Source organism: Haloarcula sp. NS06, from assembly GCF_051122755.1.
Taxonomy (GTDB): domain Archaea; phylum Halobacteriota; class Halobacteria; order Halobacteriales; family Haloarculaceae; genus Haloarcula.
Genome location: NZ_CP184844.1, coordinates 1,186,441 through 1,212,327 on the forward strand (window position 1 = coordinate 1,186,441; position 25,887 = coordinate 1,212,327).

Consider the following 25,887-nt stretch of genomic DNA (forward strand, 5'->3'; position numbering starts at 1 on the left):
TCGCCATGGTATGACCTACCGCGGCAGGGGACCAGTACGAACTGAACGCCTACGTGACTCACCACGATGAGCGAGGAAGCCGAGTCCGAATCAGGCGAGGAGTCAGCTGACTACGGTGCGGACAACTGGGAGGACCCCATGACTGGTGCAGTCCCGAAGTCGGAGCTTCCCGACGAAATCATCGAGGAAGTCCCACACTGGACGGACGATCCCTACTTCGACCGGGTGAGCGACCGCCTGATGTACAACTATACGCTGGAACGGGACCACCGGCTCCGGGGCGAGCGCTGGGACCTCTACGGCGAGATGCGGGTTCTCAATCAGAAACAGTTCTTCCACCCAGCACTGTCCTACGGCGACCACGAGTCCGAGGAGTACCTTTACGCCCGCCGCGTCGAGCGGCCGACAGTCGGCGAACTGAAGCGGCTGGTCGAACTCGGCCACGACCTGGCCGACAAACGGGTCACGCCGAACGAAGAGCACTACCGAACTGACTTCACGTTCGTCCTCGTCGCCGACGAGCTACCCGACGAGGTTCGGTCGTTCGTTGAGGGCCAGCGCGAGCGCACGCTACTGAAATACGGCTACTACGGTCACTACGAGGTCAATCTGGGCGTCGTCGTGCCGGACAAGCAGGAGGCTGTTGCTGGCGAAGCCGCTGACGTGGTCGAAGCGTTCGTCCTCTGGGAAGACGTGACCCAGTCCGAGGAAGGGATGCTGTCGCGACTCGCAAAGCGGTTCTGGAAATGACGCTCCCGACTCGGCGCGGCTTCGTCGTCGGCTGTGTGGCGACGCTGGCCGGCTGTAGCGTCCTGCCGGAGGAGCGCGAGGCTATCGAAGCCAGCGCGGCCGCGCCGGCAGTGCTCCCCGAGTCCAGCGGCTACTCACTCGTTGCCGAGGATAGCCGCACCATCGAGACGACGGTGACCGTCGATTTCTCCGGGGACGTGGAGCTAACGTCGCGGCAAGACGTGATTGCGACGGTTTTCCAGCGCGTGTACGAGTCAGCAACCGGAGGTCGGTTTGGCCTCCTGACCGCCCCGGCCGTGCGAGTCGTCGACCAGCCCGAGGTCGTCCGTGACCCGCTGACAGCGGTGGACAGCGCCCGGATCGTTTCGCTTGCGATGGGTACCGATGTGGACACCGTTTCGGAGTGGCGCGAACGCGGCGCAGAGACGCTTCTCGGGACCGAAACGACGCGGACGACAGCGACGGCAACGGTCGACGACAGCGAGCGGAAGCTCGCGCGGGTTCGCGTCCGTGCCGGCGAAGACGCGGTGACGGCGATAGCGACTGTCTCGGACGACGACGCGCCGCCGTTCGGCGTGGTCACACGGGACGTGTAACTGTCGCTATCGACGGTAAAAAACGAAAACGGAGTCGCGGTGTCAGTCGTCGCTCGGTTCGACGGCACCGCCGCCGTAGCTCTCGCGGACGGTGCTGATGTTGTCGTATCCCTTCTTGACCAGCGCCAGAGCGAGGCCGATGAGGGTCAGTGCCAGAAGCGTCTGGATAATCGTTGCGAACAGTTGCACACCGCTCGCACCGCCCACGATAATCGTCTGGTAGATGTTCTGGTAGAACGCGAGCCAGCCGAGGCCGAGCACGGTTATCGCCACCATGATCGCCATCGGAACTCCGGTGGAGTACAGCTGTTTGCTCTTGTCCCAGTTAGCCAGCCAGACCGTCCCGGTCAGTAGTGCGAGCGCGGCCAGTAGCTGGTTCGCGCCACCGAACAGCGCCCACAGGACGACCCACTGGCCGGAGACGACCATCACGTACGCGAGGCCACACTGGATAATCGGGTTCGTGTACCGGCCGCGGCCGAGTTCACCCAGCGTTGAACGGATGCCACCGCCCACATTGAGCCCGCTCGACGTCTGACCGGCCGGCAGGCCGACGATTTCTTCCATCATGTAGCGGCCGAGTCGGACAGCCGTGTCAGTAGACGTAAGCAGGAAGCTCACGAGGACGAGTGCCATGAACGGTGCGCCAAAGCTCTGTGGGAGGCCGAGGCTCGTCAGGATAATGCCACCACCGGTCGCGAAGTTCGGCAGCGCCGCGCCGATACCGCCCGCGGGGTCGGGGAAGCCGGCGACTGCGAGCGTCGACAGCGCGACGGCCGCGAGCAGGCCCTCGCCCAGCATCCCGCCGTAGCCGATGAGGCGGGCGTCGGTCTCCTTATCGAGTTGCTTCGCCGTCGTCCCGGAGGAGACCAGCGAGTGGAAACCGCTGATGGTTCCACAGGCGATAGTAATGAACAGCAGTGGGAACAGCGGGTACAGGCCCGCACCTTCGACACCCCAGAAGCCGTTGAACGCACCCAGCGAACTGTCGATGACCAGCGGCTGGCTCGACGAGCCGAGGATGGTTCCGACGATAATGGCGAGCAGCGCGCCGCCGACGCCGGTGTACAGCAAGAACGAGGAGAGGTAGTCACGCGGCTGGAGCAACACCCACACCGGGAGCGCGCTGGCGACGGCGGCGTAGGCCATGATGACCGGGATCCACGCCGCAGTGTTGCCGCCCAGTGCGCTCGCGCCAGGCACCCAGGAACCGCTCCCACCCAGCAACACGATGACGGACATCTCCGCGGTCCGTTCGGCCGTCGGCTCGAACAGGGCAATCGGGAACTGAATCCCGGCGAAGACGCCGGCGAAAACGCCTGCAACGAACAGGACTGTCCCCGGGATGAACGGGCCGTTGAGCTGGTAGAGGTACACGCCAAACGCCAGCGCGAGAGCAATGTAGACCATCGACGCCGTCACCACCTCGGGATAGGCGTTGAACACGATCCCGACCACCAGCGCAAACACTGCGACGACGAGGATAATCGTCAGGAACGCGAACCACAGGAGCATGTTCTTCCCGCCCTCGCCGACATACTCACCGACGATGTAGCCGATGGACTTCCCCTCGTGTCGGAGTGACCCCGACAGCGAGACGAAGTCGTGGACGCTGCCCATCAGCGGGTTGCCGATGGCGATCCACAGCAGTGCGGGAACCCATCCCCAGATGGCCCCCGCAGTAATCGGTCCGACAATTGGTGCCCCACCCGCGATACTGGAGTAGTGGTGACCCAGCAACACCGGTTTCTTCGACGGGACGTATTCCTGCCCGTCTTCGTACTTGTGTGCCGGTGTCTCGTTGTCGTTATCGAGTTCGAGGAACCGCGCGAGGTACTTCGAATACCCCAGATACCCCACGCTGAACGTCACCAGTACTGCCAGGACGATCCAGATTACCTGTGTCATGGATATGCATGAATGGTAACCAACATCAAGCTATTAATAGTTATTATATATTTCTTATACTTCTCAAGTCCGTCAGAACCCGCTCGGGCACACAGCTCCGGCTGTCAACGAAAAATCCAATATCCGATTACTTATCGGTTATGCGCGGCCCACACATGAGCGGCGGTCGGTGATTCAGACGAACGTGGGCACCTCGGCGTCCGTTTCGACATCGAGTTCAGCAGCGACATCATCGAGCAGGTTGCCTTTCACCTCCGCCGTACGGGTCGTGATTTCCGCGACTAACGGCGGGTCGAGCGTCTCACGGACCTCCTGTAGCCGCTCGTTCTCGGTGGCGACGCGGTCCCGGAGATACCGGGCCCCACGACCTGCCTCGTCGGGGTCCGGTTCGGGCGTGAGCTTGTTCGCGACGAGCCCCCGAACCGAGAGGTCGCGCTCGCGCATCTCGGCGATGGCGCGCCGTGTCTCATTGACCGAGAGCTGGTCGGGGTTGAGCACGAGGAAGAAGGCGGCGTCGGCCTGAAGCGCGCCGCCGGCGAACTCGAAGAACTCCTTACGGTCCTGCAGGCGGGCGAGTACCGGGTCGCCGTCCATCACGCGCCGTGGCTCGTTGTTGCCGATGGCGGCCTTCTCGAAGAGGTCGATGCTCTTCTCGCGTTTGTGCATCAGTCGGTCGATCCACCCTTCAAGGAACTCCGGCAGACCGAGCAAGCGGAGCGTGCTGCCGGTCGGCGAGGTGTCGAAGACCACCCGGTCGTACGGGTCGGCGTTGCGCATCACGTCGACGAAGCGGTCGAACAGCGCCGACTCGTAGGCCCCTGGCGTCTGGTGGGCCATCTCTAGCTGCTGGTTGATTTCGTTGACCATCGCCGCCGACACCTGCTCGGAGAGGTCGTTTCGGATGCCGTCGAGGTGGCGCTGCGTCTCGGTTTCGGGGTCGATCTCCATCGCGTCGAGGCCATCAATACCCTCGACGGATTCCGGGTCGTCGCTGAACTGCTGATCGAACACATCCGAGACGGAGTGGGCCGGATCCGTCGAGACGACGAGCGTATCAAGGCCGACTCGCGCGGATTTCACTCCGTAGGCACAGGAGACGGTTGTCTTGCCGACCCCGCCCTTGCCGCCGAAGAAGACGAACGGCTCCATCAGAAGTGGTACTGCTGGCCTTTGCGTTCGATGTACGAGCCCCGGTCCCACAGCCGCCGCTCCCAGGCCTCGAAGGTGTCTTCGAGGTACGGCAGCAGTTCGGCGGTGTAGTACGACACCGGCGACGGGATGCCGAAGGCATCGGGGAAACAGGCCAGCATGAACGCGTCTTCGGTGTCCTCGGCCTCCTTCTCGATTTTCTCATAGGCCGGGTGCGTTATCATGCCGTGGTACAGTCCACGGGCCCACTCCCGTAGCGTCCGGCGAAAGCGCTCGATTCGGTCGGCCAGTTCCATCGTGGGTCGTGTGTGCGAGAGGCACGGAGTAAAAGCTGTCGCAGTTCCCCGTCGACAGTGCCCACGCGCTGTAGCGCGACAGCGGTCGTGTTTGACCACCGGAAACAAGGCGCGATTTGAAGGGAGCCTGCCCACAACGGGAGGTATGCGCGACACCATTCCCGTCACGATTCTCTCCGGGTAGTTGGATAGCAGGACCAAGAGTTACCGCTCAGTGATGCCTCTCGTCCTTACTTGAGCTCTCTCCCACCGAGAATTGACTGGAGCTGTTCTGGTGGATCAAGTCCTCTCCGCTTCCATGTCGCCAGCATCGTTGTTATCGTCTCGTGAATCTGGACCCCTTCCGCCGACCGAAGGGTCCGAAACATCTTCCGAAGGACTACTTGCTCGCGCAGAGCCCGCTCTGCGCGATTATTCGTCGAATCGACATCCGGCTCAGTCACGAACGTAAGCCAGTGACCCAACCCGTTGCTGATCTTCTTGATCAGCTTCTGAACCTCTCGAGCCTCGTAATCTTCCCTAATCAGGCCCTCCAAGTGCAACGACGCTTCCGCCCGCTTCTGCTTGCGGGCGGAAGCGGACGGCTCTTCGCCGACGAATGTCGTTAGATCGTCGTGGAGTGTGTGTAACTCCCCAGATAGCCGCTCTGCTTCCTCGTGCCGTTCAGCGACGTACTCGGCTTCTCGCAACAGATGAGCCCAGCACCGCTGAAGTTTGGTGTGGTAACTCGAGTATGCTGACCAGCCGTCGCAACTGAGCGTCGAGTCCTCGGCGAATTCCTCGCCGAGGACGTCCTCTAAGACCTGACTTCCACGGCTCTCATCAACCCAGAACAGCACTTCGTCATCAGTGACGAACGTCCACGCCCAGTGTTGTTCTCCATCAACCGGAAAGCCTGTTTCGTCACAGTAAACGACCTCACTCTCCCGAATCTTCTCTTTAACGTCGTCGTATGCGGGTCGCAGCCGGTCTGCGACCCGCTTGGTCATGTTGTAGATCGTCCGGTGGGAGATCGGAAGATCGAGCTCCCAGTCAAACAGCTCGGCCTGTTTCCGGTTCGGCAGTCGTTGATGGAACCGACCGAGGGCGGTTTGGGCCATGATATTTGGCCCAAACCGCCCCTTTTCGGGACAGTCAGGATGTTCAGCAACGACCTCGTTTCCACAGGAGCAGTGGTGTTTGCCGAGTTTGTACTCGGTAACAGTAGTTGGAACGGGAAGCGGTACGTCGATAATAGTCCGTGAAATGTAGCTATCAGGGCTAGAAAGGGTTTGCTCACAGTCTGGACAGAATCCCTGATCGACGTGGATCGTCTCTTCTGGTTCAGGTGCTGTTCGAGTAGTTCCCTCGTGACCTTCACTGCGTCCAGGCGATGAGTCGCTGGCGGCGTCAGAATCGCCGCCAGCGTCGTCTTCATCAGATTCCTCGTCTTCGTCCTTGGTTTGGCCGTCATCGCCTGGTGAATTACCCGCACCGCCCTGTTTACTGGGTGGTGTGTTTGGGTTTTCGTACTGCTTGAGGCGAGCCTCAAGCTGTTCGATCTCTTGTTGTTGTGCAGTAATCTGGCGTCGTAGAAGCCGGTTCTCGAGCTTTTCGATTACGAGCTCCTGGCGGAGTAGCGAACTATCGTCGGTGCGGATCACGGAATCTATTGATTCCGTTGATCCGCGACTCCCCAGCGACACAGTAGTTCAGTACTGGTGAACGATCTATGAGACTGCTACGAAATCGTCTCAGCATGGAACTGCTATCCAACTACCTCTCCGGCAGCCTCGGGGCCGGGAAGACGACGCTACTGAACCATCTGCTGACTGAGGCCGGTGACCGCGACATCGCCGTCCTCGTCAACGACATGGGAACCGTCAACGTCGACGCGGAACTCATCGCCGAGGGGTCCGAACTCGATGTGGACGACGGGGTCGCGGAGCTATCCAACGGCTGTATCTGCTGTGAGCTACAGGACGACCTCGAAACGGCAGTCGTCCGGTTGGCGAACGACCGCGACTTCGACGCGCTCGTCGTCGAGTCCTCCGGCATCTCCGAGCCAGCGCCCGTGGCGCGGCTGTTCACCACCGAATCGCGCGTGGCTGCGCTGTATCGGGTCGACACGCTCGTGACGGTGCTGGATACGCGATTGTTTCTCGATTCCTTCGCCGGCGAGACGCCCGAGCGCCGGGGGGTCGTGGAAGCGAACACCGGTGGAGACAGCGACGACACAGCGGCCGACGACGCCGACCGCCCGCTCTCGGACCTGATGGTCGAACAGGTCGAGCTGTCGAACCTTGTCGTGATGAACAAGACGGACCTCTGTACGGACGGGGAGCTGGACGAAGCCGAGGAGCTGGTGCGGGCGCTCCAGCCCGACGCCGAGACCATCCGAACGACCTTCTCACAGCTGGACCCCGACCGGCTGTTCGACCGCGGCCTGTTCGACCAGACCGAAATCAACGACTTGCCGGGCTGGAAGCGAGCCCTGGCCGGAGCCGAACACGGCGGCGACAACCACAGCCACGAAACTGATTCCCATGAGGGCGACAACGGTCACGAGCACGACGGCCACCATCATCCCGAGGAGGTGTACGGCGTCACCTCCTTCACGTACCGCCGCCGTCGGCCGTTCCACCCCGACCGACTCGCCGACGTGCTGCGGGACCTGCCGCCGGGTGTCGTCCGCTCGAAGGGGACCGTCTGGCTGGCAGGCACTGAGGTACGGGTGGTCATCGGCCAGGCCGGTCCTTCGATACGGGCGGAAGCACAGGGCCCCTGGATTGCGAGTCTCCCTGAAATTGAGCAGGATATGTACCGCTCGAACCGGCCGGAACTTGACTGGCACGACGAGCACGGCGACCGTCGAACGGAACTGGTGTTCATCGGAACTAACTACGACGAAAACACTCTTCGGACAGCGCTGGACGACGCGCTGGTGACAGATGAAGAATGGACCGAGAACGAGGGGGTCACAGGTCCGTTCCCGACGGAACAGGGCGAGGAGACGGTGATACGGAGCCCCTAACAGGCGCAGTCACGACCGGCCGCGCGCTCGAAGCGCATCTCCTCGCCACAGTCCGGACAGACCGGCTCGCCCTCCAGTTCGACATCCCTGATGCGAACGCTGCAGTCGTCACACCAGTACGCCCCTTTCGACCCATCGTCGGGGCGGGACTTCGTCTCCGGCTGTGAGGTGAGTGCCTCCTTGACGCTGTCGAGGATGCTCATGGTTGTATGTGTAGATTAGAGCTACTAAACGTACCGTGGTTGTGCGCAGTTGTCTCACGGGCATCAATAAACCGGCCGGACAGGAGCGGCATCGGCCGATTCAGCCCCCGGGCACATCCGCCGCCAGTTCCTCGATAGCTCGCTCTATTTCGTTGCCGCGCTTCCAGGCGGCGATGCGGTCGGCAAAAGGGAGCGGCAGGTTCAGCGAGACGGTCGACCGCATCGTGACCCGAGAGCCGTTCTCCTCCGGTACGACAGTAATCCGGGTCTCCAGATGGTCGAACGGACCGACCTCGCCCTCAGCGGTGTACCGGAGTCCGTCGTCCCGCGACTCGAAGCGCAGCGGCACTGACATCCCCGGGCCAGCGGCGGTGACGAGCGTTCCAGTCTCTGTTTCCTCGACAGCCGTCACCGTGAACGTCCCCTCCGCCGCCACGACCGCCTCCGGCGAGAGCGTGCGGTGGACAGCCGGCGGCCGTGCCATCACGAACCGAGAGCGTTCGACCTCGCGCATACCAGTCCACATGCGGACCGGGGTAGTAAATCACAGGGCCAGCGGAGCCGAGACGCCGACCAGCAACACAGCGAAGCCGACGCCGATGTAGATGAGGCGCTGAAAGCGAAGCTCCGGGGCGATCTGTACCGAGGGCGGCGGCGCAGTCCAGACCAGTCGGTGATACGAAACGGCGGCGACAGCGACGGTCCCGGCTGTCGAAACGATCAGACCGGCCCACACCGGAAGCCCGTAGGCGAGGCCGTACAGCGGGCCGACGGAGAACAGCAACATCACCGCCGTCGCGGTGCAGACGAGAAACGGGACCGGGTCAACCGGATCCCCATGGCGATTTGGAATCTTCATGTGTTGTGTTAGGCTCCGAATGTGTTTAGTTGCGCGACTTGGCCGCGCCCGGCTAGAGTTAGCGGAGCGAACGCACCGGGGACTGCCAAAGAGCTAAGGGGAGTCCCGTTCGTGTTCGTGGGCATGAGCGACGCGAACGGGTTTGAGGAGGGGGCGAGCGGGTCACAGGGTGACCCACGGGTACTTATCGCGATGAACATTGTGCTCTCGACGGTGTTTTCGGCCACTCTCGTCTGGGGCCTGAGCGTCATCGGCGCGGCGGAACTCACGGCGATCAACGTTGCGACCGGCGCGATACTGCTGTTTGCGCTGACCTACGCCATCACCCTCCAATAGCGGTCCGACATTACGCCCCAGTAGCGTTCTGCGGTACGACTGTGACCCCCGACTTACTCGGGGTCGTAGGGATGGACATCATCCACCGCAGGTGCACCGACGACGAGCGTCCGCACTGGTTCGGTCGCCGACTCTGGGTTGTTCGCCCGCTGGGGGCTGTCCGGCTCGACGACGAACGCCTCGTCTTCCTCGACCTCGTAGGTCTTCTTGGGCGTCTCGACAGCCAGCGTCCCAGAGAGGACGTAGAACAGTTCTTCCTGATTGTCGTGATAGTGGTACGCGAGCGGAATGTCCTCGCCGGGGGAGACCTCGTAAAGGTTTACGGCCGCATTTTCGAGGCCAGCTGCATCACTTATCGACCGCTGGACGCTGGGTCGGTCCGGTGTCGGTTCGATGTCGTCGACCGCGAGGTGATGATAACCCATGTCATCCCTGTCGGCGGCGACCGACCTAAAACAACTGCTCCCGCAGGTGCTCAGTCCGAGGCTCCTTCGGCGTCGACCGGCTCCGTCTCATCGGTTTCGAGGCGGACGACGCGAGCTTTCATGATGCGCGTGTTCTCGACCTGTTCGACGCGGATTTCGACGCCGTCGTAGGTGATGGTCTCGCCCTCCTCGACCAGTCGGCCCGCCCGGTTGAATATGAAGCCGGCGATGGTTTCGAACTCCTCGCCTTCGGGCAGGTCCAGGTCCAGCGCTTCGTTGACCTCCTCGATGTTGACCTCACCTTTGACTGTGACCGTGTCGTCGTCGACGTACTCGATGGGCTCTTCCTCTTCGCCTTCGAGTATCTCGCCGACGATCTCCTCTGTCAGGTCCTCCATCGTCACCAGCCCCTCGGTAGTCCCGAACTCGTCGATGACGATGACCATGTGGAGGCGCTCGGCCCGCATCTCGGTCAGGAGGTCGTCGACGTTCTTTGACTCGGGGACGTGCAGGGTTGGCTCGATGAGGTCCTCAAGCTCCATATCGCGGGCCAGCGCCTCGCCGTAGTTGAGGTCCCGAACGAGGTCGCGGATGTGGATGACGCCGATAACGTTGTCCAGACTTCCCTCGTAGACCGGAATACGGGCGTGTCCGCTCTGGATACACGTCTCAAGGGCCTCCTCGACGGATGACTCCTTGGCGACGGCGGTCATGTCCAGCCGCGGCGTCATCACTTCCTTGGCGATGGTGTCGTTGAACCGGAGCGTGCGCTGAAGCATCTCCCGTTCGTCCTCGTCAAGGACGCCCTCGCGCTCACCTGTCTCGATAATGTCCTGTATCTCTTCGCGGGTGACATAGGAGGTCTCGATGGCGGAACGGCCGCCGGTGATCTTGTTGACGACGCGAGTGAGGTAATCAAACAGCAGAATAAGCGGGAGCAACACCCTCTCGGCGGCCTTGAGCGGCTTGGAAATGCGCAGCGCCCACGACTCGGTGTTCTCCACCGCGTAGCTCTTTGGCGCGCTCTCACCGAACAGGAGCACGATGGCGGTGACCCCGAACGTCGCGATGGCGACAGCCAGCCCCTGGCTCTCAACATACATCGCAAGGAGTCCAGTAGCGATGGACGACATCGCGATGTTGACGAGGTTGTTGCCGACGAGAATCGTCACAAGCAGGCGGTGGGGGTCTGATTTGAGTTGTTTGAGCGTCTTCGCACCCGGAACGGCATCCTCGACAAGCGCTTCCGTCCGGTGTGCAGGCAGCGAGAACATCGCAATTTCTGAGGACGAAAAGAACGCTGAGAGGACAACCAGTGCGACGAGCGTGACAATACCAGCGACGAGCACCGCGTCTTTTGGTATTGGGACGCCGACGATTTCGACGCCCTGCAGCATCGCTGTAGACAGCTCAAACGGCGCAGGTGGATCCAGGGCCATCAACGGTCGAAATTGTAATGGGCGGGGATTAAGGCTTGTCATGGAGGGGTTGCCAGCGAAGCCCTTACACGGCTTTCACGCGTATCGCCGTATAGAGTATGAGCGAGTCCGACATCACGCTGTACCGGTTGCAGGCGTGTCCCTTCTGCGAGCGCGTCGTTCGGAAGCTGAACGAGTACGGTCTCGATTACCAGTCACGGTTCGTCGAGCCGATGCACGCCGACCGCGACGTGGTCAAGCGACTGTCCGGCAAGCGAACCGTCCCGGCCATCGTCGACGAGAACACCGGCGTCACGATGTCCGAGAGCGCGAACATCGTCGCGTATCTGGAGCGGACATACGGCGAAGGCGAGGAGACCGCTGGGGGTGTAGCCTGATGGACCTCGACTTCGATATCGTCGATCTCGATCCGGTCGATCACCCCGAAGAAGGCGACACTGCGCCGGATTTCACACGCCCGCTCGTCAACGACGAGTTCTGGGAAGACGAATCGCTCGCGTCGGTGTGTGCCGACAGTGACCGGGTCGTGCTCGTGTTCCACGCGATGGATGGCGCGTTCCCGGCGACGTACATCTGGAACGAGGTTCGCGACCGCGCATGGCACGAACAGGCCACCGTCGTCGGCGTCTCCATCTCGACGCCGTACGAGCACAAGCAGTTGCTCGAAGAGCGAGAGATCGAGGGAGACTACCGGCTGTTCTCGGACCCGGCTAACGGCGTCGCAGAAAAGTATAACATCGACATGGCCCTTGACGGAATGACTGGAATCGAGGAACCACGCCCGTCGGTGTTCGTCCTTGATAGCGACCGGACCATCGAGTACGCGTGGGTGGCCCAAGAATGGCCCGACTTCCCGGACTACGAGGACGTCGAGGCCCAGCTCTAACGATGGCGACAGTCGACGACGCCGCGGTAGTGGTTCGCGACGGAGAGCTGGTCGTGTATCCGACGGAGACGGTGTACGGCCTCGGCGCGGACGCGCTCGACGCTGCTGCCGTCGAACAGGTGTTCGACGCGAAGGGCCGCGAGCGTGACAAGCCAGTGTCGATGGCCGTCCCCGACATCGAGTCCGCACGCGAGTATACGCGGCTGAGCGACCGTGAACTGGCGTTCATGCGGGCGTTCCTCCCCGGCCCGGTCACCGTTGTCGTGGAGCGCCGCGACGTTGTCCCGGACGTGCTGGTCGCTGGCCGGGACCACGTTGGGGTCCGCATCCCCGACCACGACCTCGCACTCGAACTGCTCGCCGAAACCGGGCCACTCACGGCAACGAGCGCTAACATCTCTGGGAACCCAAGCGCCCGCTCAGTCGACGACCTCGACGCTATCCGTGACCGTGCTGCCGTCGTCCTTGACGCCGGCGAGACCGACGGCGGGACCGGTTCGACGGTCGTGAACGTCGACAGCGGGACGATTCATCGCCACGGCGCACGCGCCGACGCCGTCGAGTCGTGGCTCGAAGGCCGGAGCTGATACCCGCCCGGAACTGTCCGGGTGGCCGTCTGCCTTAGCGTAGCATTGACCGTAGCGCCCGTGTTTTCACCCCGCAGTCGTCGCTGAACTCACAGGGCTTGCACTTGGCGTCGTTTCGCACCCGCCCCGGCGGCCCGTCGATGCTGTTGGCGGTTCTGACCGCGCGACGGTAGATCCCTGCTCGCCGCGCGTTCACCTTGATTCGCCGGATGTCGCCGTAGGCCGGGTACTCGGCGTAGGCGATGTCGACGTCACGCTCGCGCTCCCAGGAGAGTGCCTTCGCGGCGGCGACCAGCCGCACGGTCTGGGGCTCCCAGACACCGTTCTCTGGCGGCCGACCGGCAAACACGAGCGACGGGGCGGGGCCGTCCTGCCTGGCGACGATCTTGTGTGCGATCCCGCGGGCGTCCTTGCCTTCGAGATACGCGTCGGTCGCTGTCGGGGCGACCAGCGCGTTCCAGTCAGCCAGCCGCTCTCGAAGCCCTCTGAGTCGATCACGGTACTCGTCCGGCCCCACTTCGATGGGGGCTGCCAGCAGGGCGGCGTCGTCGGTCAGCAGCCGCTCGTACTCCCGTGCGAGTCGGCGAACCGACTCGATTTCGTCGGGAATCTCGCTTGCGCCATCGCGGCGGCGATAATAGAGCTTCCGCGGACAGTAGGCGGCCGTTTCCAGTTCCCTGAACGTGTGGGTTGACATGGGCCGCCATGGTCGTGTTCTCCCACAAGAAGGTTCGGCGCACCGCCGGCTGTTGAAACAACTGTGCAGTTAGCTACCTTTACCGCGACTGGAAACAACTACAAAAGGTATCCGAGAGTTACATTGACACGTCAGCGCCGGAGTCAAGCGAATCAATGTCTTCAGTGGCCTCGTCAAGGCCGTCATCGCGGAGACCGGCGGCGTGCTGTGTCGACAGGCCAGCGTCGGTGAGTACATCTTCGAACTGGCTCTGGAATCGGTGGGAAACGCGACGAGCGGCGTCCTGTGCGGCGACGACACGCCGGTAGTGGGCGGCCCGGGACTCGCCGATATTGAACTCGGCTGCGAGTTCGGCGACGGACGGGTCGTTGTCGGCGACGCGACGGCGGAACTCGGCGAGGTCAAACGGTGCCTCTGTGTCCGCATCGCGGAGGAGGTGCAGGTCGAGTCGGCCCTCGACCACGTCAGGCTCGTCCATGCCGATCTCGGCCGCGATAGCTCCGTCGTCGCTCCCCTCGTAGAACAGTCGGACCACTGTCACCAGGGCCTCGTCAGTGAGTTCGGTTTGGAACTCATATCGCTCGCGCATCCGCGCGATGACATCACCGAGTCGATCCGCGACACCGGCCTCGTCAGTATCGGCCAGGGACCCTCTCGACGCCTCCTGAGACTCCGTCACAGCTTCCTCGCCGGAGACGTCCATGAAGATGTCACGGAGTTCTTCGGTCTTCTCGTCCATCGAACATGAAACTACTTCTCAGAAGGCATATATCTGTCGGATGGACAACGTAACGCAGCGGAAACTTTCAACGATTTCCTAATTCTCGCAAGACTGCACCGGGGCGTGGCAAGATTTAAGCGGACACAAAGCACGTGTTAGCGTATGTCATCTATACTCCAGACGACCACGCGCCCGACGTTCTGGCGTATCGGCGGCGTGGGAAAGGCGCTGTTCTACTATCTGGCAGCGCTCGCCGTCATCGTCTTTCTGTACGGTGTGTACAACCGCGTCACCCGCTATGCCAAGGGCAGCGAGGACCCCTTCGAGCGACTGGACGACCTGCCCCAGCGGACGGTTGCGGCGGCGCAGTTAGCGCTGTCAAACCGGAAGCAGTTGGACCGCGACACCGTCGCTGGCGTGATGCACGCGTTCGTCGTCTGGGGGTTTCTGACGCTGCTCATCGGAACGACGATTCTGGGTATCGATATCGACCTCTATCGGCCGCTGACCGGTGAATCATTCTTCGTCGGCCAGTTCTACCTCTCCTATTCGTTTGTCATGGACGCGATGGGGCTGTTGTTCGTCGTCGGCGTCGGCGTCGCGCTGTGGCGACGCTACGGCCGCAAGCTGGACCGCCTCCACGACCGCCACACCTCCCGTGAGGATGACCTGTTTCTCGGCTCGTTGTTCGTGCTGGGTGTCGGCGGCTACCTCACGGAAGGCATTCGAATTCTCGGCACGTCGACGGTCCGGGACGTTTCTTTCGAGACGGTGAGCTTCGTCGGCTGGTCAGTCAAAGAAGTACTTGTCATGGCCGGGATGACACCGGAGATGGCAGCGGGCGCGTACCCATTTGTCTGGTGGAGCCACTCGCTCGTCGCGCTGTGGTTCGTCGCCTGGATCCCCTACGCGAAGCCGTTCCACATGCTCTCGTCGTTTGCCAACCTCGTCGCCCGCGACGAGAAAGCAGGCGTGCGACTGCCCGGCGTGCCAAGCGATGCAAGTCCCGATGAGATCGGCCCCAGCGACATCGACGACTTCTCCTGGAAACAGTTGCTCGACCACGACGCCTGCACCAAGTGTGGCCGGTGTTCGTCCGTCTGTCCGGCAAAAGCCTCCGGGCGGCCGCTGGACCCGCGAAACGTCATTCTGGACCTGAAACGCTACCGCGAAGAACGCGACGCCGGCGGCGAGGACGTGCCTATCGTCGCCGACGGCGGCACCTCGGTCATCGACGCCCATACGATGGAGTCCTGCATGTCCTGTATGGCCTGTATGGACGCCTGCCCGGTCGACATCGAACACGTCACGCAGTTCACCGAGATGAACCGCCGGCTCACCGAGGCTGGCGAGATGGATGAACACGTTCAGGACGCGATGATGAACGTGTTCCAGCACGGCAACACCTTCGGCGACCCCGAGCGTGCCCGGCCGGACTGGGCCGACGACCTCGATTTCGAGGTGCCGGACGCCCGCGACGAGGCGGTCGAATACCTCTGGTACGTCGGCGACTACCCCAGCTACGACGAGCGCAATCAGAAGATAGCGCGCGCGCTGGCTCGCGTCTTCGAGGCCGCCGGTGTCGATTACGGCATCCTCTACGAGGCCGAGCAGACCGACGGTAACGACGTGCGCCGCGTCGGCGAGGAGGGCCTCTACGAGATGCTCGTCGAGGACAACGCCGAGGCGATTCTGGACTGTGAGTTCGGGTCCATCGTCACGACGGACCCCCACGCCTACAACACGTTCATGAACGAGTACCCCGAGTTCGAGGCCTGCGAATGGGGCGAAGACGACGTGTTCCACTACACGCAGGTCGTCGCCGATCTCGCAAGTGGCGGCGCGCTCGGCCTCTCCGGGACCGAACTTGACTACACGGTCACGTACCACGACCCGTGCCACCTCGGGCGGTACAACGGCGAATTCGAAGCCCCGCGGGACCTCATCCGCGCGACCGGGGCCGACCTCCACGAGATGCCGCGCAACAGGGACGACTCCTTCTGCTGTGGCGGTGGCGGTGGCGGCCTCTGGATGGACCTCGAAGAGGAGACGAAACCCAGCGAGGAACGCCTCCGCGAGGCCCTCGAAGACACCGAGGCAGGCGCGGCGGTCGAGAAGTTCGTCGTCGCCTGCCCGATGTGCATGACGATGTACGAGGATGGGCGCAAGACCGGTGGGTACGAGGACGACCTCGAAATCGTCGGCGTGACCGAGTTGCTTGCTGAAGCGGTCGGCGAAGAGAGAGTCTGATCGCCCGGATATAAATTTCCAAGTAGCTGAAACGAAAAGGACGGCTATGGCCCTCCTTCTAGTGGCAGGATTACCCGGCGCAACGGAACTCATCGTCATGGTGATGGTACTAGCGGTGTACATCGGACTGCCAGCCGCCGGCATGATACTCATCTATAACTTTCTCGACGGCAAACGCGGCTACGAGAAACGCATTTCCGAACTCGAACGCCAGGTCGAGACACTCGAATCCGAGCTATCCGATGAGTAACGACCGACTCGGTAGCTTCTGTTTGTTGACTTCCTGTCGCAGATGTGAACGCCCCATGATCGCTGTCGGCGTGACCGAACTGCTGACGTAAGCGGCCAACAGGGCCCGGCTCACAGCCGTTCGCAGACCTGTTTTCCGCTCACCACCTCCGGGATTATCACCTCGTCCGCCCCGACGCGGCGGGCCACGGTCTCGTCCTGCTGATCGCCGGCTCGAACGATAAGCCGGACCGTGGGCGCGAGCTGGCTCGCCAGCACCGCTATCTGGATGTTTGCGTTCGTGTCGTCGATTGCGCCGATGACCGTATCGGCTCGCTTGACACCTGCATCTGTCAGCGCGTCCTCACGGCTCGCGTCGGCCTCCAGCGCGAGATGCCCGTCGTCAAGTGCCCGTTCGTACTGTTCCGGCTGCTGTTCGATAACGACTACTCGGGAGTCTGTGTCGCCTATCTGCTCCGCGACGGTCTGTCCGAACGTCCCGTAGCCACAGACGACGACGTGGTCGTCTAGGTCCTCGATTTGCTGTGCGATGTGCATGCGTGTGAGTTCCGTCTGAATCTGGCCACCGAAGGCCGCCGACAGCGCTGTCTCACCAGTCCACAGACCGGCGACGACGAGACCGGTCAGCACTACGATGGCGTAGCCTTTGACCAGCCTCGCAGGCCCGTCGTGGCTCTGAAAGTGGAGTTCGATGCTCGTGGGGTCGAGCAGCCAGAACAGCGCGTTGACGACGCCGACGCCGCCGAACGTGACAAAACCGGCCACGCCAGCGACGACCAGCCCGACGAACGCGAGAACCGGTTTCAAGAGTTGCCGGAGCAACGACCGGTCCGTGTCTGCACTGCTGTCACTGCGTTCCATTGCTGTAGCTGTCTACCGAAAGTCGCGGCACAGCGCCGCCGAAAGCGACGCTGACGTGGTTCGCCGCCGAGCTCAGTCTGTCGACGTCTCGGCGGGGGATGTCTGTGGCTCCTCGACGGACGCTACGTCGCCGCGGTCTGTGTCCGGCACACGGCTTCGGTTCGGGTAGACCCGCTTGACACAGTCAGTGCAATTGGTGACAAGTACCATGCTTTTCATTTGCCGGACCGAGTATATGTATGTTGTCGGAATATGGCTAAACGAGATATAATGTCATTATACACCACTGCCAGACAGTCGGCACAGAGCAGGCTGGCACTATTGGGGCCGATGTCCACGTGCGCGTTCCAGCCAAACCCTTAACGCCGCCAGACTCTCACAGCGAGATAATGGAGGTCGCACTGCTCACTGTCGGTGACGAACTGCTCGCTGGCGACACGGAGAACACGAACGCGTCGTGGCTGGGCCGCCAGCTCACGGCCGCGGGAGCCACCGTCACCCGCGTCCTGACTATTCCTGACGACGAAGCGGTCATCGCCGACGCCGTGGCGCGGTATCACGACGCCTTCGACGCGGTCATCGTCACCGGTGGCATCGGCGGGACGCCCGACGACATCACGAAGGCCGCCGTAGCGCGGGCGTTCGACCGCGACCTCGTCGTTCCCGACGACGTGCGGGCACATCTCGAAGCGAAGGCTGAGCGCTTTGCCGACGACAACCCCGAGATGGTGGACCGGTACGACATGGATCTTGACCTCGACGCGTGGGCCTCGGTTCCCGAGGGTGGGCAGGCATTGCTGACGGACGAGAGCTTCGCCGCCGGCTGTGTTATCGACCGTGTATACGTCCTGCCGGGCATCCCTGAAGAACTGAAAGCGATGTACGAGACCATCGCCGACGAGTTCGACGGCGACCGGACGACAGAGACGATTCACACGCCTGCACCCGAGGGCGCATTGGTCACCCACATCACGGCGGCCCGCGAGCAGTTCGAGGTGGCTGTCGGGAGCTATCCGCGCAAGGACGACACGCCGGGACGGGTGAAGATTACCGGCGACGACCCGGCGACCGTCGCCGACGCGGCGGCCTGGCTCCGCAAGCACATCGAGACGGAGTAGGTCGGTAAGCGGTGGGTTCATGCCGGCCACGGACTGAAATGGCGGTATGAACCTGACACAGCGCCCCCGCCGCCTGCGAACCGACGGCGTACGACCGCTGGTGCGTGAAACGGAGGTCACAGCGTCGGACCTCATCGCCCCGGTGTTCGTCGACGCGACGACCGACGAGCGCGTCCCCATCGAGACGATGCCGGGCCACGAGCGCGTCCCCGTTGCGGACGCCGTGGATCGCGTCAAAGAAGTTCTCGAAACCGGCGTCGAAGCAGTGATGCTGTTCGGCGTCCCGGAGTCAAAAGACGAACGCGGGAGCCGTGCCTGGGCTGAGGACGGCGTCGTGCAAGAGGCGACCCGCCAGATTACCAGCGAAACCGACGCTTACGTCATCACGGACGTGTGCCTCTGTGAGTACACCGACCATGGCCACTGTGGCGTCCTCGAAGACGACGCGGCCGAGGACCCCCGGCTGACGGTGCGCAACGACGAGACGCTCGACCTGCTGGGGAAAATCGCCGCGAGCCACGCCGCGGCCGGAGCCGACATGGTCGCGCCGTCGGGGATGATCGACGGCATGGTCGGCGCGATCCGGGAGGCACTGGACGCACAGGGCGATACCGACGTGCCCATCATGAGCTACGCCGCCAAGTACGAGTCGGCCTTCTACGGCCCGTTCCGGGACGCCGCCGACGGTGCGCCGGCCTTCGGCGACCGGCGGCACTACCAGATGGACCCCGCAAACGCACGCGAGGCCCGCCGCGAGGTCGACCTCGACGTCGAACAGGGCGCAGACGTGCTGATGGTCAAGCCCGCTCTGCCGTATCTGGATATCGTCAAGGAGGTCCGGGAGTCCTACGACCACCCCGTTGCCGCCTATAACGTCTCCGGCGAGTACGCGATGTTACACGCCGCCGCCGAGAAGGACTGGCTCGACCTCGAAGCGGTCGCCTACGAGTCGCTGCTGTCCATCAAGCGGGCCGGTGCAGACCTGATTCTGACTTACTTCGCAGAGGACCTCGCGGACGAACTCTGAGCGGGACCAGTCCATGGGTGTACCCGTTCGAACCGCGCCCGTGGAGCGTTCCAGCGAGCGACAGGTCCCTAACCTATTCATGTGCCAGGGGCGGAGTGGCCGTATGCAGCGACAGTCCCTCCTCGTGGCGGTTGTCGCCGCGATTGCGGTGCTGTCGTTCAGCGTCGGGGCCGCGAGCCTGGACGCTGCTACCAGGTCCGATCAAGCGGAGATGACCCGGGACGACAGCGAGATTGACAACCCAGACGGACAGGGCCTCAGCGACCCGCCAGGAAGCATCGATCCGCCCGAAAGCGAGAACGGCGCTCGGGCGCTGCTGCCGAGTGTCCCCGCCCCGGCGGTCGGTGCGCTCGCCGTCGGCCTTGCGGTCGGGCTCGCGGTCCTGTGGCGACTGGCCGGCCAGAGTCGGACAATCGACGAGGCGGGCGGCGAGACGACGGCCGTCGCAACGGCGGAATCCGCGAGGAGTCCGTCGCATAACGCTGCTGAGATCGATATCCCGCTCACAAACGACGTGTACCGCGCGTGGGCTGCCCTCGAAAACGCAGTGGCCCCAGAAGGCAGTTCCTCGACGCCACAGGACATCGAGGCGGACGCGACAGCTGCCGGTGCCGACCCCGACGCCGTGGCCTCGCTACGGTCGGTGTTCGAGCGAGTCCGTTACGGCCGAGACCAGCCGGACGCAGATCTGGAATCGCAGGCCCGCAAGGCGCTGGAACAAGCGACCGACGATACGGACGACATCGTGACGAATCCTGACGATATCGAAGACGAATCGGGAACGGAGGCCGAGACGTGACGCTGCGCCGGGTTCCGCTAGCGCTCGGCCTCGTCGCGACAGCCGTCGGCGTCGGCCTCGCCGCTCTCGGCGCGCCACTGTTGCCCGCCGGCGCTGTCTCGGACCTCCCAATCCTCGCCGCCGCCGTTTTCGCTGGCGGTGTCGCGCTGCTGGCGCTCCTCGTCCGCTCCCTCGACAGCGACCGCGGGATGGCGCTCCCGGACACTGACAGCCAGTACGTCACGGTCCCCGGCGACGAAATTGACGAAGCGCTTGATGCTGGGGCCGGACAAGAAGCCATCCGGCAGCGCGTCGAGGGAGTCGCAGTCACCGTCCTCCAGCGTGACGGCTTCTCGCCCGAGGAGGCAAAGTCGGCGCTGCGCTCGGGCGCGTGGACGGACAGGGAGCCGGCTCAGGAACTGTTCGACGGCACGCCGATATCGTTCCGGGCGCGGCTGTCCGGGTGGCTCTCGGGTACCCCTCCGTTCCAACGGCGTGTCGCCCACGCAACGGCCGAACTCCGACGGCGCGACGAGGAGCGATGAGCGAGGTCCACCGAACCGGCCGCTGGTTCGGGCTGGCCGGGGCCGCGCTAGTCGCCGTCGGGGTCGGACTCGTGGGGCAGGTCCCAGCGCTCGTGTTGCTGGGTGGGCTCGGTGTCACGCTGAGCGCGTACGACCGGGTCGCCGTCCCACCGGCGGCGAACGTGACGATACAGCGGTCGATCACACCGACCGAGCCGGCGCTAGGTGAGCGGGTGACCGTCGCGCTCACCGTCCGAAATGACGGATCGCAGACGATTCCGGACCTCCGGCTCGCCGACGGCGTCCCGGATTCCGTCCGCGTCGTCGAGGGGTCGGCGTCGCTGGGGACGGCGCTGCGCCCCGGCGCGTCGACGACAATTACCTACGAGATCACCGGTGGAACAGACCGGTGCGTGTTCGACCCGGCGACAGTCGTCGTCAGGGACGTGGTCGGCGTCGTCGCCCGACGAACGTCCGTCACGGCCGAACCCGACACCGTCACCTGGGAGCAGCCGGCCAGTTCAGCCCTGTTGCCGCTGGTCCCGGCGGTTGCCCGCCGGCCCGGGACGGTTCCCGTCGACGAGGGCGGCGAGGGAGTCTCCTTCTATGCAGTCAGGGAGCACCGCTCGAACGACCCGCTCTCGCGCGTCGACTGGAACCAGTACGCCCGCACCGGCGACCTGCGGACCGTCGAGTTTCGCCGCGAACAGTCGGCGACGGTCGTCGTGGTCGTCGACGCCCGATCAGCCGCCGCGCTGGCCCCGCGACCGGATGCCGAGACGGCAATCGAGCGGTCCACAATGGCCGCCGTCGCGCTCGTCGAGGGGCTCCCGGAGGACGGCCACGAGGTCGGCGTCGCGGCGTACTCGCCACATGACGCGTGGCTCGCACCGGGTACGAGCGCCGCACACCAGCAACAGGCCCGGGACCTGCTCAGGACCGACCGCGCGTTCGCCGCAACGTCAGTCACCCGAACACCGGATACGACGAAACTCATCGCACAGTTGCCGACAGCGGCGAACGTTGTCTTCCTCGGCCCGCTGTGTGACGACGACAGCGAGGCGCTGGTCCAGCGACTCGCCGCCACCGGCCATCCAGTGACGGTCCTGAGCCCCGACCCGACCGCGACAGATACGGCAGGCCACCGGCTGGCGCGGCTCGAACGCCGCGAACGCCTCCGTCGGTTGCGAGCCGCTGGCATCGCCGTCCACGACTGGCCCGCGGCGGAGCCGCTGGAACGAGTCACCGAACGGGTCCAGCGGGGTGGCCAATGATTGCGCGAACTGGAGCCGTCTGCGGCGGTGCGGCGCTGGCGGCGGGCGTTGTGACGCTGTTCGTCGCCGGTATCAGCGCCGTCTCGACTGCCGCCGCCCTCGTCGGCGTCGTGCTGCTCGCTGGCGGCCAACTGATTCAGTCCGGCCGGCTGGTCGACCTCGCCAGCGCGTCGCTGTTTCTGGCGCTACTGGTAGCCGCGCTTCAGGGGGCAACGACAACGACAGTGCTGGTCGCCGGCGGCGCAACGGTGCTGGCCTGGACGTTTGCCCATGCAGCTATCGACCTGTACGCGGACCTCGGAACAGCACCCGGGACGCCCGTCGAACTCACCCACGTCGCGGGGACGACGGGGCTAGTCGGGGGGAGCGTTGTGGTGACGACGCTGCTCTTCCAGATTGACGTGCCGCCGCTGTCGCCGCTGGCGCTGGCAAGCGTCGTGCTGGGCGCAATCGCACTCACCGCGGCGCTCAGGCGATAGCGGTCGAGGCTGTTCCGGTCACGGCCGGCTGTGGCTACTGGGACAGGGTACTTCTGAGAGCGTCGCAATGACTACCGCGTCGGCTCAGCCGCTGATTCCGGGGCATCGAGCACCGTAAGCACATCCTCGGTATCGGCGTCGGATAGTGGGAACCGGAGCGAGACAGTCGTCCACCCATCGGTTCGGTCGTACTCGATGCCGCCGCCAGCCGTCTCGGCGACCCACCGGGCGAGCCAGATACCGAGGCCGCTCCCGTGCTGGAGGTTCGTGATGTCCGCGTCCTCGAACACGACGGCCCGCTCGGCGGCGGGAATACCGGGGCCGTCGTCGAGAACACGGACGAACGCGTCGCCGTTGGCCTGTTCGGCTGTGATTCGGACGGCCGTACCCGGCAGTGTGTGTTCGACTGCGTTCTCGACAAGATTGTCGACGGCGTCGTAGACGGCCGTCCCACCAGTGACAGGGAGTGTGCTCGGGAGTGCCGTTTCGACCGGTGCATCCGGGCGATAGCTATCAGCGACAGACCGGGCCAGTGCCGCCGCATCGACCGGCTGGTCGGCGTCCACATCGAGCGCGGTTTCGACGCTCCGGGCCTTCTCGCTGACGGCGGCGAGGCGGTCAGCCGCGTCGAGGGCGCGGGACGCGGCCAGCGAGACAGACGAATCGGCTGCGTGGGCACGGACGTATTCGGACGTCCCGAACATGACAGAAAGCTCGTTCCGGAGATTGTGTCGCAGGACGCGATGGAGAACACGGAGCCGTCGCTTTTGCCGCCGGCTGTCCGTTACATCCGTGTACATCGCGAAGCCACAGCGGCGGCCGTCGGCCGTGTCGTACGGGACACCGCGGTAGATGAACTCGCGGCAACCGTCGGCTGTTTCCCGGGAGACGACAGCGTAGTTGACTTCGCCGGCGGCCGTCCGCTGGTCGTAGTTGACCGCCTCTTCAACGCGGTCGCCGGGAACGATGTACTCGTTGAGGGGTTCGCCGACGATTTCCTCGCGGTCGTATCCGAAAGTCTCGACGAACGCGGGATTGACCGTCCGCACAATCGGGACAAAATTGACGATTTCGAAGCCGACGACCGCGTCTTGGATGAGGTCGAACAGGTGCTGAAACGGGTCGGCTGTCTCGGCCGTTTGGCAGAGCGAGCCGACCACGGACCCGTCGTCCGCGGTCGTAAGTTCAAGCGTAACCGGACGAGAGCGCTCGCTCTGGCGCAGTGTGACCTGGCAGGTCCGTGTCACCTGGTCTGAAGCACTACTGACGGCCTGTCTGGCTGCGGTCAGTGTCTCGCGATCCTCGGCTGCGACCAGCGCGTCGATGGGTGTGCCGACAAGTTCGGCAGGTGTTCGGTCGAGCAGTGCAGCGAACTCATCCGTCGCAAAGGTGAACCGACCAATGTCATCGATACCGAACATCAGTTGTCTCTGAGCTGGAGGAAGGGTGGGCCCGACAACCGAGAGACCGACTGTTTCGTCCCCACAGTGCCACGCGGCGAGGCCGTGAGCGTCAGGTACTCGCGACCGTCAGTCTGTGTCAGCGTGAGTTCCTGATCGGCAGCACCCGAGTAGAACGCCGCGAGCGTGGCCGGGACCGCGTCGTCGTCGATGACGTTGACCACTGTGTCGTGGGGTTCGAAGACACCGTCGTCGTTCTCGTACCGGGCCTCTCTTGCAGCCTGTTCGCCCATCAGCTGTATTTCTCCCTGAATGTTCCCGACGATAACCAGCGGGGCGTCCCGTCTGGTCGCCGTCGTCTCGTTGGCAGTGGCAAGCGAGGTCCGTTCGAGGTCGAACACGTTGTATCGGGCATCCCAGTTGCCGAACATATCGAGGATGAACAGGGCGTCGTCGTCGAGCGCGTCTTCGAGCGAGTGGTCGGTCGCCGCGAACGCGGCGGCCAGCGTCGACCGGTCCAGTGACGGCGGCGGCGTCAGCGAGACGGCCCGGCCGGCGGCGACAGCCGTCGCGCATAGTTGCGCAACGACCCCGTCGACCTGGGTCCCGTCAGCGTATCGGAAGACAGCCTGGCCGCCCATGACGAGACCGCCGCCACAGAGGTCGTCAAGGCCGTCGATACCGGTCGAGACTGTCGGCGCGTCCGCCAGTCGGTTCTGCCGGTCGGCTTCTGCAGCGGCGAGCACGTCGTCGATCTCGTCCAGCATCGCGGTCTGCTCCGAGCGAGCGGCACGTATCTCGGAGAGGTCGTCTTCGATAGCAGCGGCGCGGTCCGACACCGTCTCACACCGCTGGGCGACCGCTTCGCTCGTCGTCGCCTGCTCGTCGGTCGCCGCCGAGACGGATGCGATGCCGTCGGCCGTTTCCGCGACGGTGTCCGCCACGTCGTCGAGGCGAGCCATCGCCGTGCTGACCTGCTCGGCCCCGGTATCGATACCGTCGATAGCTTCGTCGAGTTGGGCAACGGTGTCGTCGGTGGCGTCCCGAACCGCAGCCAGCGTCGTCTCGATTTCCTCAGCCTGCTGTTGGGACTCCTCGGCGAGTCCCTTGATTTCGTCTGCAACGACGGCGAACCCGTCCGTATCGGTGGTGCCGCTTGCCCGCGCTGCCTCTATCGAGGCGTTCAGCGCGAGCATGTTCGTCTGGTCGGCAATGCGGTCGATGCCGGCCAGCGCATCGGCGATACGGTCGACCTGGTCCTGCAGGGCGGCCACCTCTGTGGCGACCGCCTGGCCCAGTTCGCGGACCTCGTCCATCGACTCGATGGCGTCGGCTGCGGCCTCCCGACCATCGTTTGCCGCATCCGTTGCCCGCTGGCTCTGCTCGCTGACCTCGGTCGCAGTCGCAGCGATTTCTTCGATTGTAGCCGAAAGCGACGACACCTCATCGGCGATCCACTGTGCGTCGGTCGCCTGTGCCGTTGCACGGTCGTCAATTGCCGCGAGCTGCTCGCCGACAGTCACCGACGCCGCCTGAACGACATCGAGTGCGCCCTGTGCGTTCGCGACTGCCCGTTCCTCTGTCACGGCCGTCGACTGGTCCGGAACGGAGGGGTAGTGGTCCGAAGCCATAATCAGCTATGAACCCTCCGAAGCATAATCGACTTGTACAGTTTATCGGCATATTGTGCCACGTCTCCCCACTGTTTTCCGGACATTTATACTAAATCCGAATCTGTGATCGCGAGGTATAACCCTGTTGTCGCTGGCAACACCCGCCAGCCGAGAGCGCGCGCAAGCAAAAACGGCCTATTTGGCCCCCTGCGGCCGGAACCGGGGTCGACAAACGTCCAAAATCCCAGTGTGCATATACGGACTTTCTTTACGGAGAACAACCTTATATCCATAATATCATACCATAATCTGGACGGTCGTCTACCACATCCCCTCTAATTTCCGTATTCATAAAGGCAAACCTTATGTAGTGCTGTTACCAGACCCTTTCTCGTGAAAGAGTTGAAGAAGTTGAGCCAGACTGGGGGTAAGTTGGACATGCAGACGGC

The 25,887-nt window shown here is 63.7% G+C and carries 30 protein-coding genes; 15 read left to right on the top strand and 15 right to left on the bottom strand.

The window, feature by feature from the left end; genetic code table 11:
• Positions 1-66: 66 nt before the first annotated feature.
• Together ACODNH_RS09880 and ACODNH_RS09885 are read left to right on the top strand one after the other, a co-directional pair.
• Positions 67-750, top strand: coding sequence for a hypothetical protein (locus tag ACODNH_RS09880; RefSeq protein WP_306709823.1), 684 nt, complete (start codon positions 67-69; stop codon positions 748-750).
• Positions 747-1,346 carry a DUF6517 family protein gene (locus ACODNH_RS09885; protein ID WP_306709825.1) on the top strand — a complete coding sequence of 200 codons (600 nt, stop codon included), beginning with the start codon at positions 747-749 and terminating at the stop codon, positions 1,344-1,346. Before ACODNH_RS09880 ends, ACODNH_RS09885 begins: the two co-directional genes overlap by 4 nt.
• 42 nt (positions 1,347-1,388) lie before the next feature.
• On the opposite strand, the gene ACODNH_RS09890 is transcribed toward ACODNH_RS09885, so the two are convergent.
• From ACODNH_RS09890 to tnpC, 4 genes are all read right to left on the bottom strand, one after another.
• Positions 1,389-3,254, bottom strand: coding sequence for a carbon starvation CstA family protein (locus ACODNH_RS09890; protein WP_306709827.1), 1,866 nt, complete (start codon positions 3,252-3,254; stop codon positions 1,389-1,391).
• Between the two features lie 174 nt (positions 3,255-3,428).
• Positions 3,429-4,403, bottom strand: coding sequence for an ArsA family ATPase (locus tag ACODNH_RS09895; RefSeq protein WP_434531307.1), 975 nt, complete (start codon positions 4,401-4,403; stop codon positions 3,429-3,431).
• Positions 4,403-4,699, bottom strand: a complete 297-nt coding sequence (locus tag ACODNH_RS09900) for a hypothetical protein (RefSeq protein ID WP_004517689.1) — start codon at positions 4,697-4,699, stop codon at positions 4,403-4,405. The genes ACODNH_RS09895 and ACODNH_RS09900 overlap by 1 nt, the downstream gene beginning before the upstream one ends.
• Positions 4,700-4,929: 230 nt before the next feature.
• A complete protein-coding gene (gene tnpC / locus ACODNH_RS09905; protein ID WP_434531308.1) occupies positions 4,930-6,384 on the bottom strand; it encodes an IS66 family transposase in 1,455 nt (484 codons plus the stop codon).
• A 53-nt stretch (positions 6,385-6,437) separates the two neighbouring features.
• On the opposite strand from tnpC, the gene ACODNH_RS09910 reads away from it, so the two are divergent.
• A complete protein-coding gene (locus ACODNH_RS09910) occupies positions 6,438-7,712 on the top strand; it encodes a CobW family GTP-binding protein (protein ID WP_434531309.1) in 1,275 nt (424 codons plus the stop codon).
• Here ACODNH_RS09910 and ACODNH_RS09915 read toward each other — a convergent pair.
• The 3 genes from ACODNH_RS09915 to ACODNH_RS09925 form a co-directional block, all read right to left on the bottom strand.
• Positions 7,709-7,915, bottom strand: coding sequence for a hypothetical protein (locus tag ACODNH_RS09915; protein ID WP_434531310.1), 207 nt, complete (start codon positions 7,913-7,915; stop codon positions 7,709-7,711). The genes ACODNH_RS09910 and ACODNH_RS09915 overlap by 4 nt on opposite strands.
• Before the next feature lie 100 nt (positions 7,916-8,015).
• Positions 8,016-8,429, bottom strand: a complete 414-nt coding sequence (locus ACODNH_RS09920) for an SRPBCC family protein (RefSeq protein ID WP_306709836.1) — start codon at positions 8,427-8,429, stop codon at positions 8,016-8,018.
• A gap of 30 nt (positions 8,430-8,459) precedes the next feature.
• Positions 8,460-8,774, bottom strand: a complete 315-nt coding sequence (locus ACODNH_RS09925) for a hypothetical protein (RefSeq protein WP_434531311.1) — start codon at positions 8,772-8,774, stop codon at positions 8,460-8,462.
• A 123-nt stretch (positions 8,775-8,897) separates the two neighbouring features.
• Here ACODNH_RS09925 and ACODNH_RS09930 point away from each other — a divergent pair, with 123 nt between their 5' ends.
• Positions 8,898-9,110, top strand: a complete 213-nt coding sequence (locus ACODNH_RS09930) for a hypothetical protein (protein WP_005536916.1) — start codon at positions 8,898-8,900, stop codon at positions 9,108-9,110.
• A 53-nt stretch (positions 9,111-9,163) separates the two neighbouring features.
• Here the strand turns inward: ACODNH_RS09930 and ACODNH_RS09935 are convergent, their stop codons facing one another.
• Complete coding sequence (locus ACODNH_RS09935) at positions 9,164-9,535, bottom strand: cupin domain-containing protein (protein ID WP_434531312.1); 372 nt, start codon at positions 9,533-9,535, stop codon at positions 9,164-9,166.
• 50 nt (positions 9,536-9,585) lie between these two features.
• Positions 9,586-10,974, bottom strand: coding sequence for a hemolysin family protein (locus ACODNH_RS09940; RefSeq protein WP_434531313.1), 1,389 nt, complete (start codon positions 10,972-10,974; stop codon positions 9,586-9,588).
• Between the two features lie 98 nt (positions 10,975-11,072).
• Here ACODNH_RS09940 and ACODNH_RS09945 point away from each other — a divergent pair, with 98 nt between their 5' ends.
• Genes ACODNH_RS09945 through ACODNH_RS09955 form a run of 3 tightly spaced genes read left to right on the top strand, consistent with a single transcriptional unit; the run spans position 11,073 to position 12,447 of the window.
• Positions 11,073-11,351: a glutaredoxin family protein gene (locus ACODNH_RS09945; RefSeq protein WP_188852411.1), complete on the top strand. Its 279-nt coding sequence runs from the start codon at positions 11,073-11,075 to the stop codon at positions 11,349-11,351.
• On the top strand, positions 11,351-11,860 hold the full coding sequence (locus tag ACODNH_RS09950) for a redoxin domain-containing protein (RefSeq protein ID WP_434531314.1): 510 nt from the start codon (positions 11,351-11,353) through the stop codon (positions 11,858-11,860). Before ACODNH_RS09945 ends, ACODNH_RS09950 begins: the two co-directional genes overlap by 1 nt.
• Positions 11,861-11,862: 2 nt before the next feature.
• Entirely contained in the window at positions 11,863-12,447 is a 585-nt protein-coding gene (locus ACODNH_RS09955) for an L-threonylcarbamoyladenylate synthase (RefSeq protein ID WP_434531315.1), read from the top strand.
• 34 nt (positions 12,448-12,481) lie between these two features.
• On the opposite strand, the gene ACODNH_RS09960 is transcribed toward ACODNH_RS09955, so the two are convergent.
• Entirely contained in the window at positions 12,482-13,144 is a 663-nt protein-coding gene (locus ACODNH_RS09960; protein WP_434531316.1) for a CRISPR-associated protein Cas4, read from the bottom strand.
• A gap of 118 nt (positions 13,145-13,262) precedes the next feature.
• Positions 13,263-13,883, bottom strand: coding sequence for a conditioned medium-induced protein 4 (locus tag ACODNH_RS09965; protein WP_306709848.1), 621 nt, complete (start codon positions 13,881-13,883; stop codon positions 13,263-13,265).
• Positions 13,884-14,027: 144 nt separating this feature from the next.
• Here ACODNH_RS09965 and ACODNH_RS09970 point away from each other — a divergent pair, with 144 nt between their 5' ends.
• The gene (locus ACODNH_RS09970; protein ID WP_306709850.1) at positions 14,028-16,115 is read left to right on the top strand and encodes a (Fe-S)-binding protein; all 2,088 of its coding nucleotides are present in this window, start codon (positions 14,028-14,030) and stop codon (positions 16,113-16,115) included.
• Between the two features lie 46 nt (positions 16,116-16,161).
• Entirely contained in the window at positions 16,162-16,365 is a 204-nt protein-coding gene (locus ACODNH_RS09975) for a hypothetical protein (protein ID WP_306709852.1), read from the top strand.
• Positions 16,366-16,475: 110 nt separating this feature from the next.
• Here ACODNH_RS09975 and ACODNH_RS09980 read toward each other — a convergent pair whose 3' ends face one another.
• Positions 16,476-17,225, bottom strand: a complete 750-nt coding sequence (locus ACODNH_RS09980) for a potassium channel family protein (protein ID WP_306709854.1) — start codon at positions 17,223-17,225, stop codon at positions 16,476-16,478.
• Between the two features lie 72 nt (positions 17,226-17,297).
• Entirely contained in the window at positions 17,298-17,435 is a 138-nt protein-coding gene (locus ACODNH_RS09985; protein WP_306709856.1) for a hypothetical protein, read from the bottom strand.
• Positions 17,436-17,614: 179 nt separating this feature from the next.
• Between ACODNH_RS09985 and ACODNH_RS09990 the strand changes: the two genes are divergently transcribed.
• The 6 genes from ACODNH_RS09990 to ACODNH_RS10015 all read left to right on the top strand — a co-directional run bounded on the left by ACODNH_RS09990 (position 17,615) and on the right by ACODNH_RS10015 (position 22,425).
• Positions 17,615-18,343: a competence/damage-inducible protein A gene (locus tag ACODNH_RS09990; protein WP_306709858.1), complete on the top strand. Its 729-nt coding sequence runs from the start codon at positions 17,615-17,617 to the stop codon at positions 18,341-18,343.
• Positions 18,344-18,389: 46 nt separating this feature from the next.
• The gene (gene hemB / locus ACODNH_RS09995; RefSeq protein ID WP_434531317.1) at positions 18,390-19,370 is read left to right on the top strand and encodes a porphobilinogen synthase; all 981 of its coding nucleotides are present in this window, start codon (positions 18,390-18,392) and stop codon (positions 19,368-19,370) included.
• A 103-nt stretch (positions 19,371-19,473) separates the two neighbouring features.
• Complete coding sequence (locus tag ACODNH_RS10000) at positions 19,474-20,169, top strand: DUF4129 domain-containing protein (protein WP_434531318.1); 696 nt, start codon at positions 19,474-19,476, stop codon at positions 20,167-20,169.
• The gene (locus ACODNH_RS10005) at positions 20,166-20,693 is read left to right on the top strand and encodes a DUF7269 family protein (RefSeq protein ID WP_306709864.1); all 528 of its coding nucleotides are present in this window, start codon (positions 20,166-20,168) and stop codon (positions 20,691-20,693) included. Before ACODNH_RS10000 ends, ACODNH_RS10005 begins: the two co-directional genes overlap by 4 nt.
• Positions 20,690-21,946 (top strand): DUF58 domain-containing protein, encoded by a 1,257-nt coding sequence (locus ACODNH_RS10010; protein ID WP_306709866.1) that lies wholly within the window; start codon positions 20,690-20,692, stop codon positions 21,944-21,946. Before ACODNH_RS10005 ends, ACODNH_RS10010 begins: the two co-directional genes overlap by 4 nt.
• Positions 21,943-22,425 (top strand): DUF7519 family protein, encoded by a 483-nt coding sequence (locus ACODNH_RS10015; RefSeq protein ID WP_306709868.1) that lies wholly within the window; start codon positions 21,943-21,945, stop codon positions 22,423-22,425. The genes ACODNH_RS10010 and ACODNH_RS10015 overlap by 4 nt, the downstream gene beginning before the upstream one ends.
• Before the next feature lie 71 nt (positions 22,426-22,496).
• Here ACODNH_RS10015 and ACODNH_RS10020 read toward each other — a convergent pair whose 3' ends face one another.
• On the bottom strand, positions 22,497-23,846 hold the full coding sequence (locus tag ACODNH_RS10020) for an ATP-binding protein (protein WP_306709870.1): 1,350 nt from the start codon (positions 23,844-23,846) through the stop codon (positions 22,497-22,499).
• Complete coding sequence (locus tag ACODNH_RS10025; RefSeq protein WP_306709872.1) at positions 23,846-25,456, bottom strand: methyl-accepting chemotaxis protein; 1,611 nt, start codon at positions 25,454-25,456, stop codon at positions 23,846-23,848. Before ACODNH_RS10025 ends, ACODNH_RS10020 begins: the two co-directional genes overlap by 1 nt.
• Positions 25,457-25,887 lie beyond the last annotated feature (431 nt).

Coding starts and splice junctions, on each gene's coding strand:
- ACODNH_RS09880 (WP_306709823.1), top strand. CDS start 67: ATGAGCGAGGAAGCCGAGTCCGAATCAGGCGAGGAGTCAGCTGACTAC.
- ACODNH_RS09885 (WP_306709825.1), top strand. CDS start 747: ATGACGCTCCCGACTCGGCGCGGCTTCGTCGTCGGCTGTGTGGCGACG.
- ACODNH_RS09890 (WP_306709827.1), bottom strand. CDS start 3,254: ATGACACAGGTAATCTGGATCGTCCTGGCAGTACTGGTGACGTTCAGC.
- ACODNH_RS09895 (WP_434531307.1), bottom strand. CDS start 4,403: ATGGAGCCGTTCGTCTTCTTCGGCGGCAAGGGCGGGGTCGGCAAGACA.
- ACODNH_RS09900 (WP_004517689.1), bottom strand. CDS start 4,699: ATGGAACTGGCCGACCGAATCGAGCGCTTTCGCCGGACGCTACGGGAG.
- ACODNH_RS09910 (WP_434531309.1), top strand. CDS start 6,438: ATGGAACTGCTATCCAACTACCTCTCCGGCAGCCTCGGGGCCGGGAAG.
- ACODNH_RS09915 (WP_434531310.1), bottom strand. CDS start 7,915: ATGAGCATCCTCGACAGCGTCAAGGAGGCACTCACCTCACAGCCGGAG.
- ACODNH_RS09920 (WP_306709836.1), bottom strand. CDS start 8,429: ATGCGCGAGGTCGAACGCTCTCGGTTCGTGATGGCACGGCCGCCGGCT.
- ACODNH_RS09925 (WP_434531311.1), bottom strand. CDS start 8,774: ATGAAGATTCCAAATCGCCATGGGGATCCGGTTGACCCGGTCCCGTTT.
- ACODNH_RS09930 (WP_005536916.1), top strand. CDS start 8,898: ATGAGCGACGCGAACGGGTTTGAGGAGGGGGCGAGCGGGTCACAGGGT.
- ACODNH_RS09935 (WP_434531312.1), bottom strand. CDS start 9,535: ATGGGTTATCATCACCTCGCGGTCGACGACATCGAACCGACACCGGAC.
- ACODNH_RS09940 (WP_434531313.1), bottom strand. CDS start 10,974: ATGGCCCTGGATCCACCTGCGCCGTTTGAGCTGTCTACAGCGATGCTG.
- ACODNH_RS09945 (WP_188852411.1), top strand. CDS start 11,073: ATGAGCGAGTCCGACATCACGCTGTACCGGTTGCAGGCGTGTCCCTTC.
- ACODNH_RS09950 (WP_434531314.1), top strand. CDS start 11,351: ATGGACCTCGACTTCGATATCGTCGATCTCGATCCGGTCGATCACCCC.
- ACODNH_RS09955 (WP_434531315.1), top strand. CDS start 11,863: ATGGCGACAGTCGACGACGCCGCGGTAGTGGTTCGCGACGGAGAGCTG.
- ACODNH_RS09960 (WP_434531316.1), bottom strand. CDS start 13,144: ATGTCAACCCACACGTTCAGGGAACTGGAAACGGCCGCCTACTGTCCG.
- ACODNH_RS09965 (WP_306709848.1), bottom strand. CDS start 13,883: ATGGACGAGAAGACCGAAGAACTCCGTGACATCTTCATGGACGTCTCC.
- ACODNH_RS09970 (WP_306709850.1), top strand. CDS start 14,028: ATGTCATCTATACTCCAGACGACCACGCGCCCGACGTTCTGGCGTATC.
- ACODNH_RS09975 (WP_306709852.1), top strand. CDS start 16,162: ATGGCCCTCCTTCTAGTGGCAGGATTACCCGGCGCAACGGAACTCATC.
- ACODNH_RS09980 (WP_306709854.1), bottom strand. CDS start 17,225: ATGGAACGCAGTGACAGCAGTGCAGACACGGACCGGTCGTTGCTCCGG.
- ACODNH_RS09985 (WP_306709856.1), bottom strand. CDS start 17,435: ATGGTACTTGTCACCAATTGCACTGACTGTGTCAAGCGGGTCTACCCG.
- ACODNH_RS09990 (WP_306709858.1), top strand. CDS start 17,615: ATGGAGGTCGCACTGCTCACTGTCGGTGACGAACTGCTCGCTGGCGAC.
- hemB (WP_434531317.1), top strand. CDS start 18,390: ATGAACCTGACACAGCGCCCCCGCCGCCTGCGAACCGACGGCGTACGA.
- ACODNH_RS10000 (WP_434531318.1), top strand. CDS start 19,474: ATGCAGCGACAGTCCCTCCTCGTGGCGGTTGTCGCCGCGATTGCGGTG.
- ACODNH_RS10010 (WP_306709866.1), top strand. CDS start 20,690: ATGAGCGAGGTCCACCGAACCGGCCGCTGGTTCGGGCTGGCCGGGGCC.
- ACODNH_RS10015 (WP_306709868.1), top strand. CDS start 21,943: ATGATTGCGCGAACTGGAGCCGTCTGCGGCGGTGCGGCGCTGGCGGCG.
- ACODNH_RS10020 (WP_306709870.1), bottom strand. CDS start 23,846: ATGTTCGGTATCGATGACATTGGTCGGTTCACCTTTGCGACGGATGAG.
- ACODNH_RS10025 (WP_306709872.1), bottom strand. CDS start 25,456: ATGGCTTCGGACCACTACCCCTCCGTTCCGGACCAGTCGACGGCCGTG.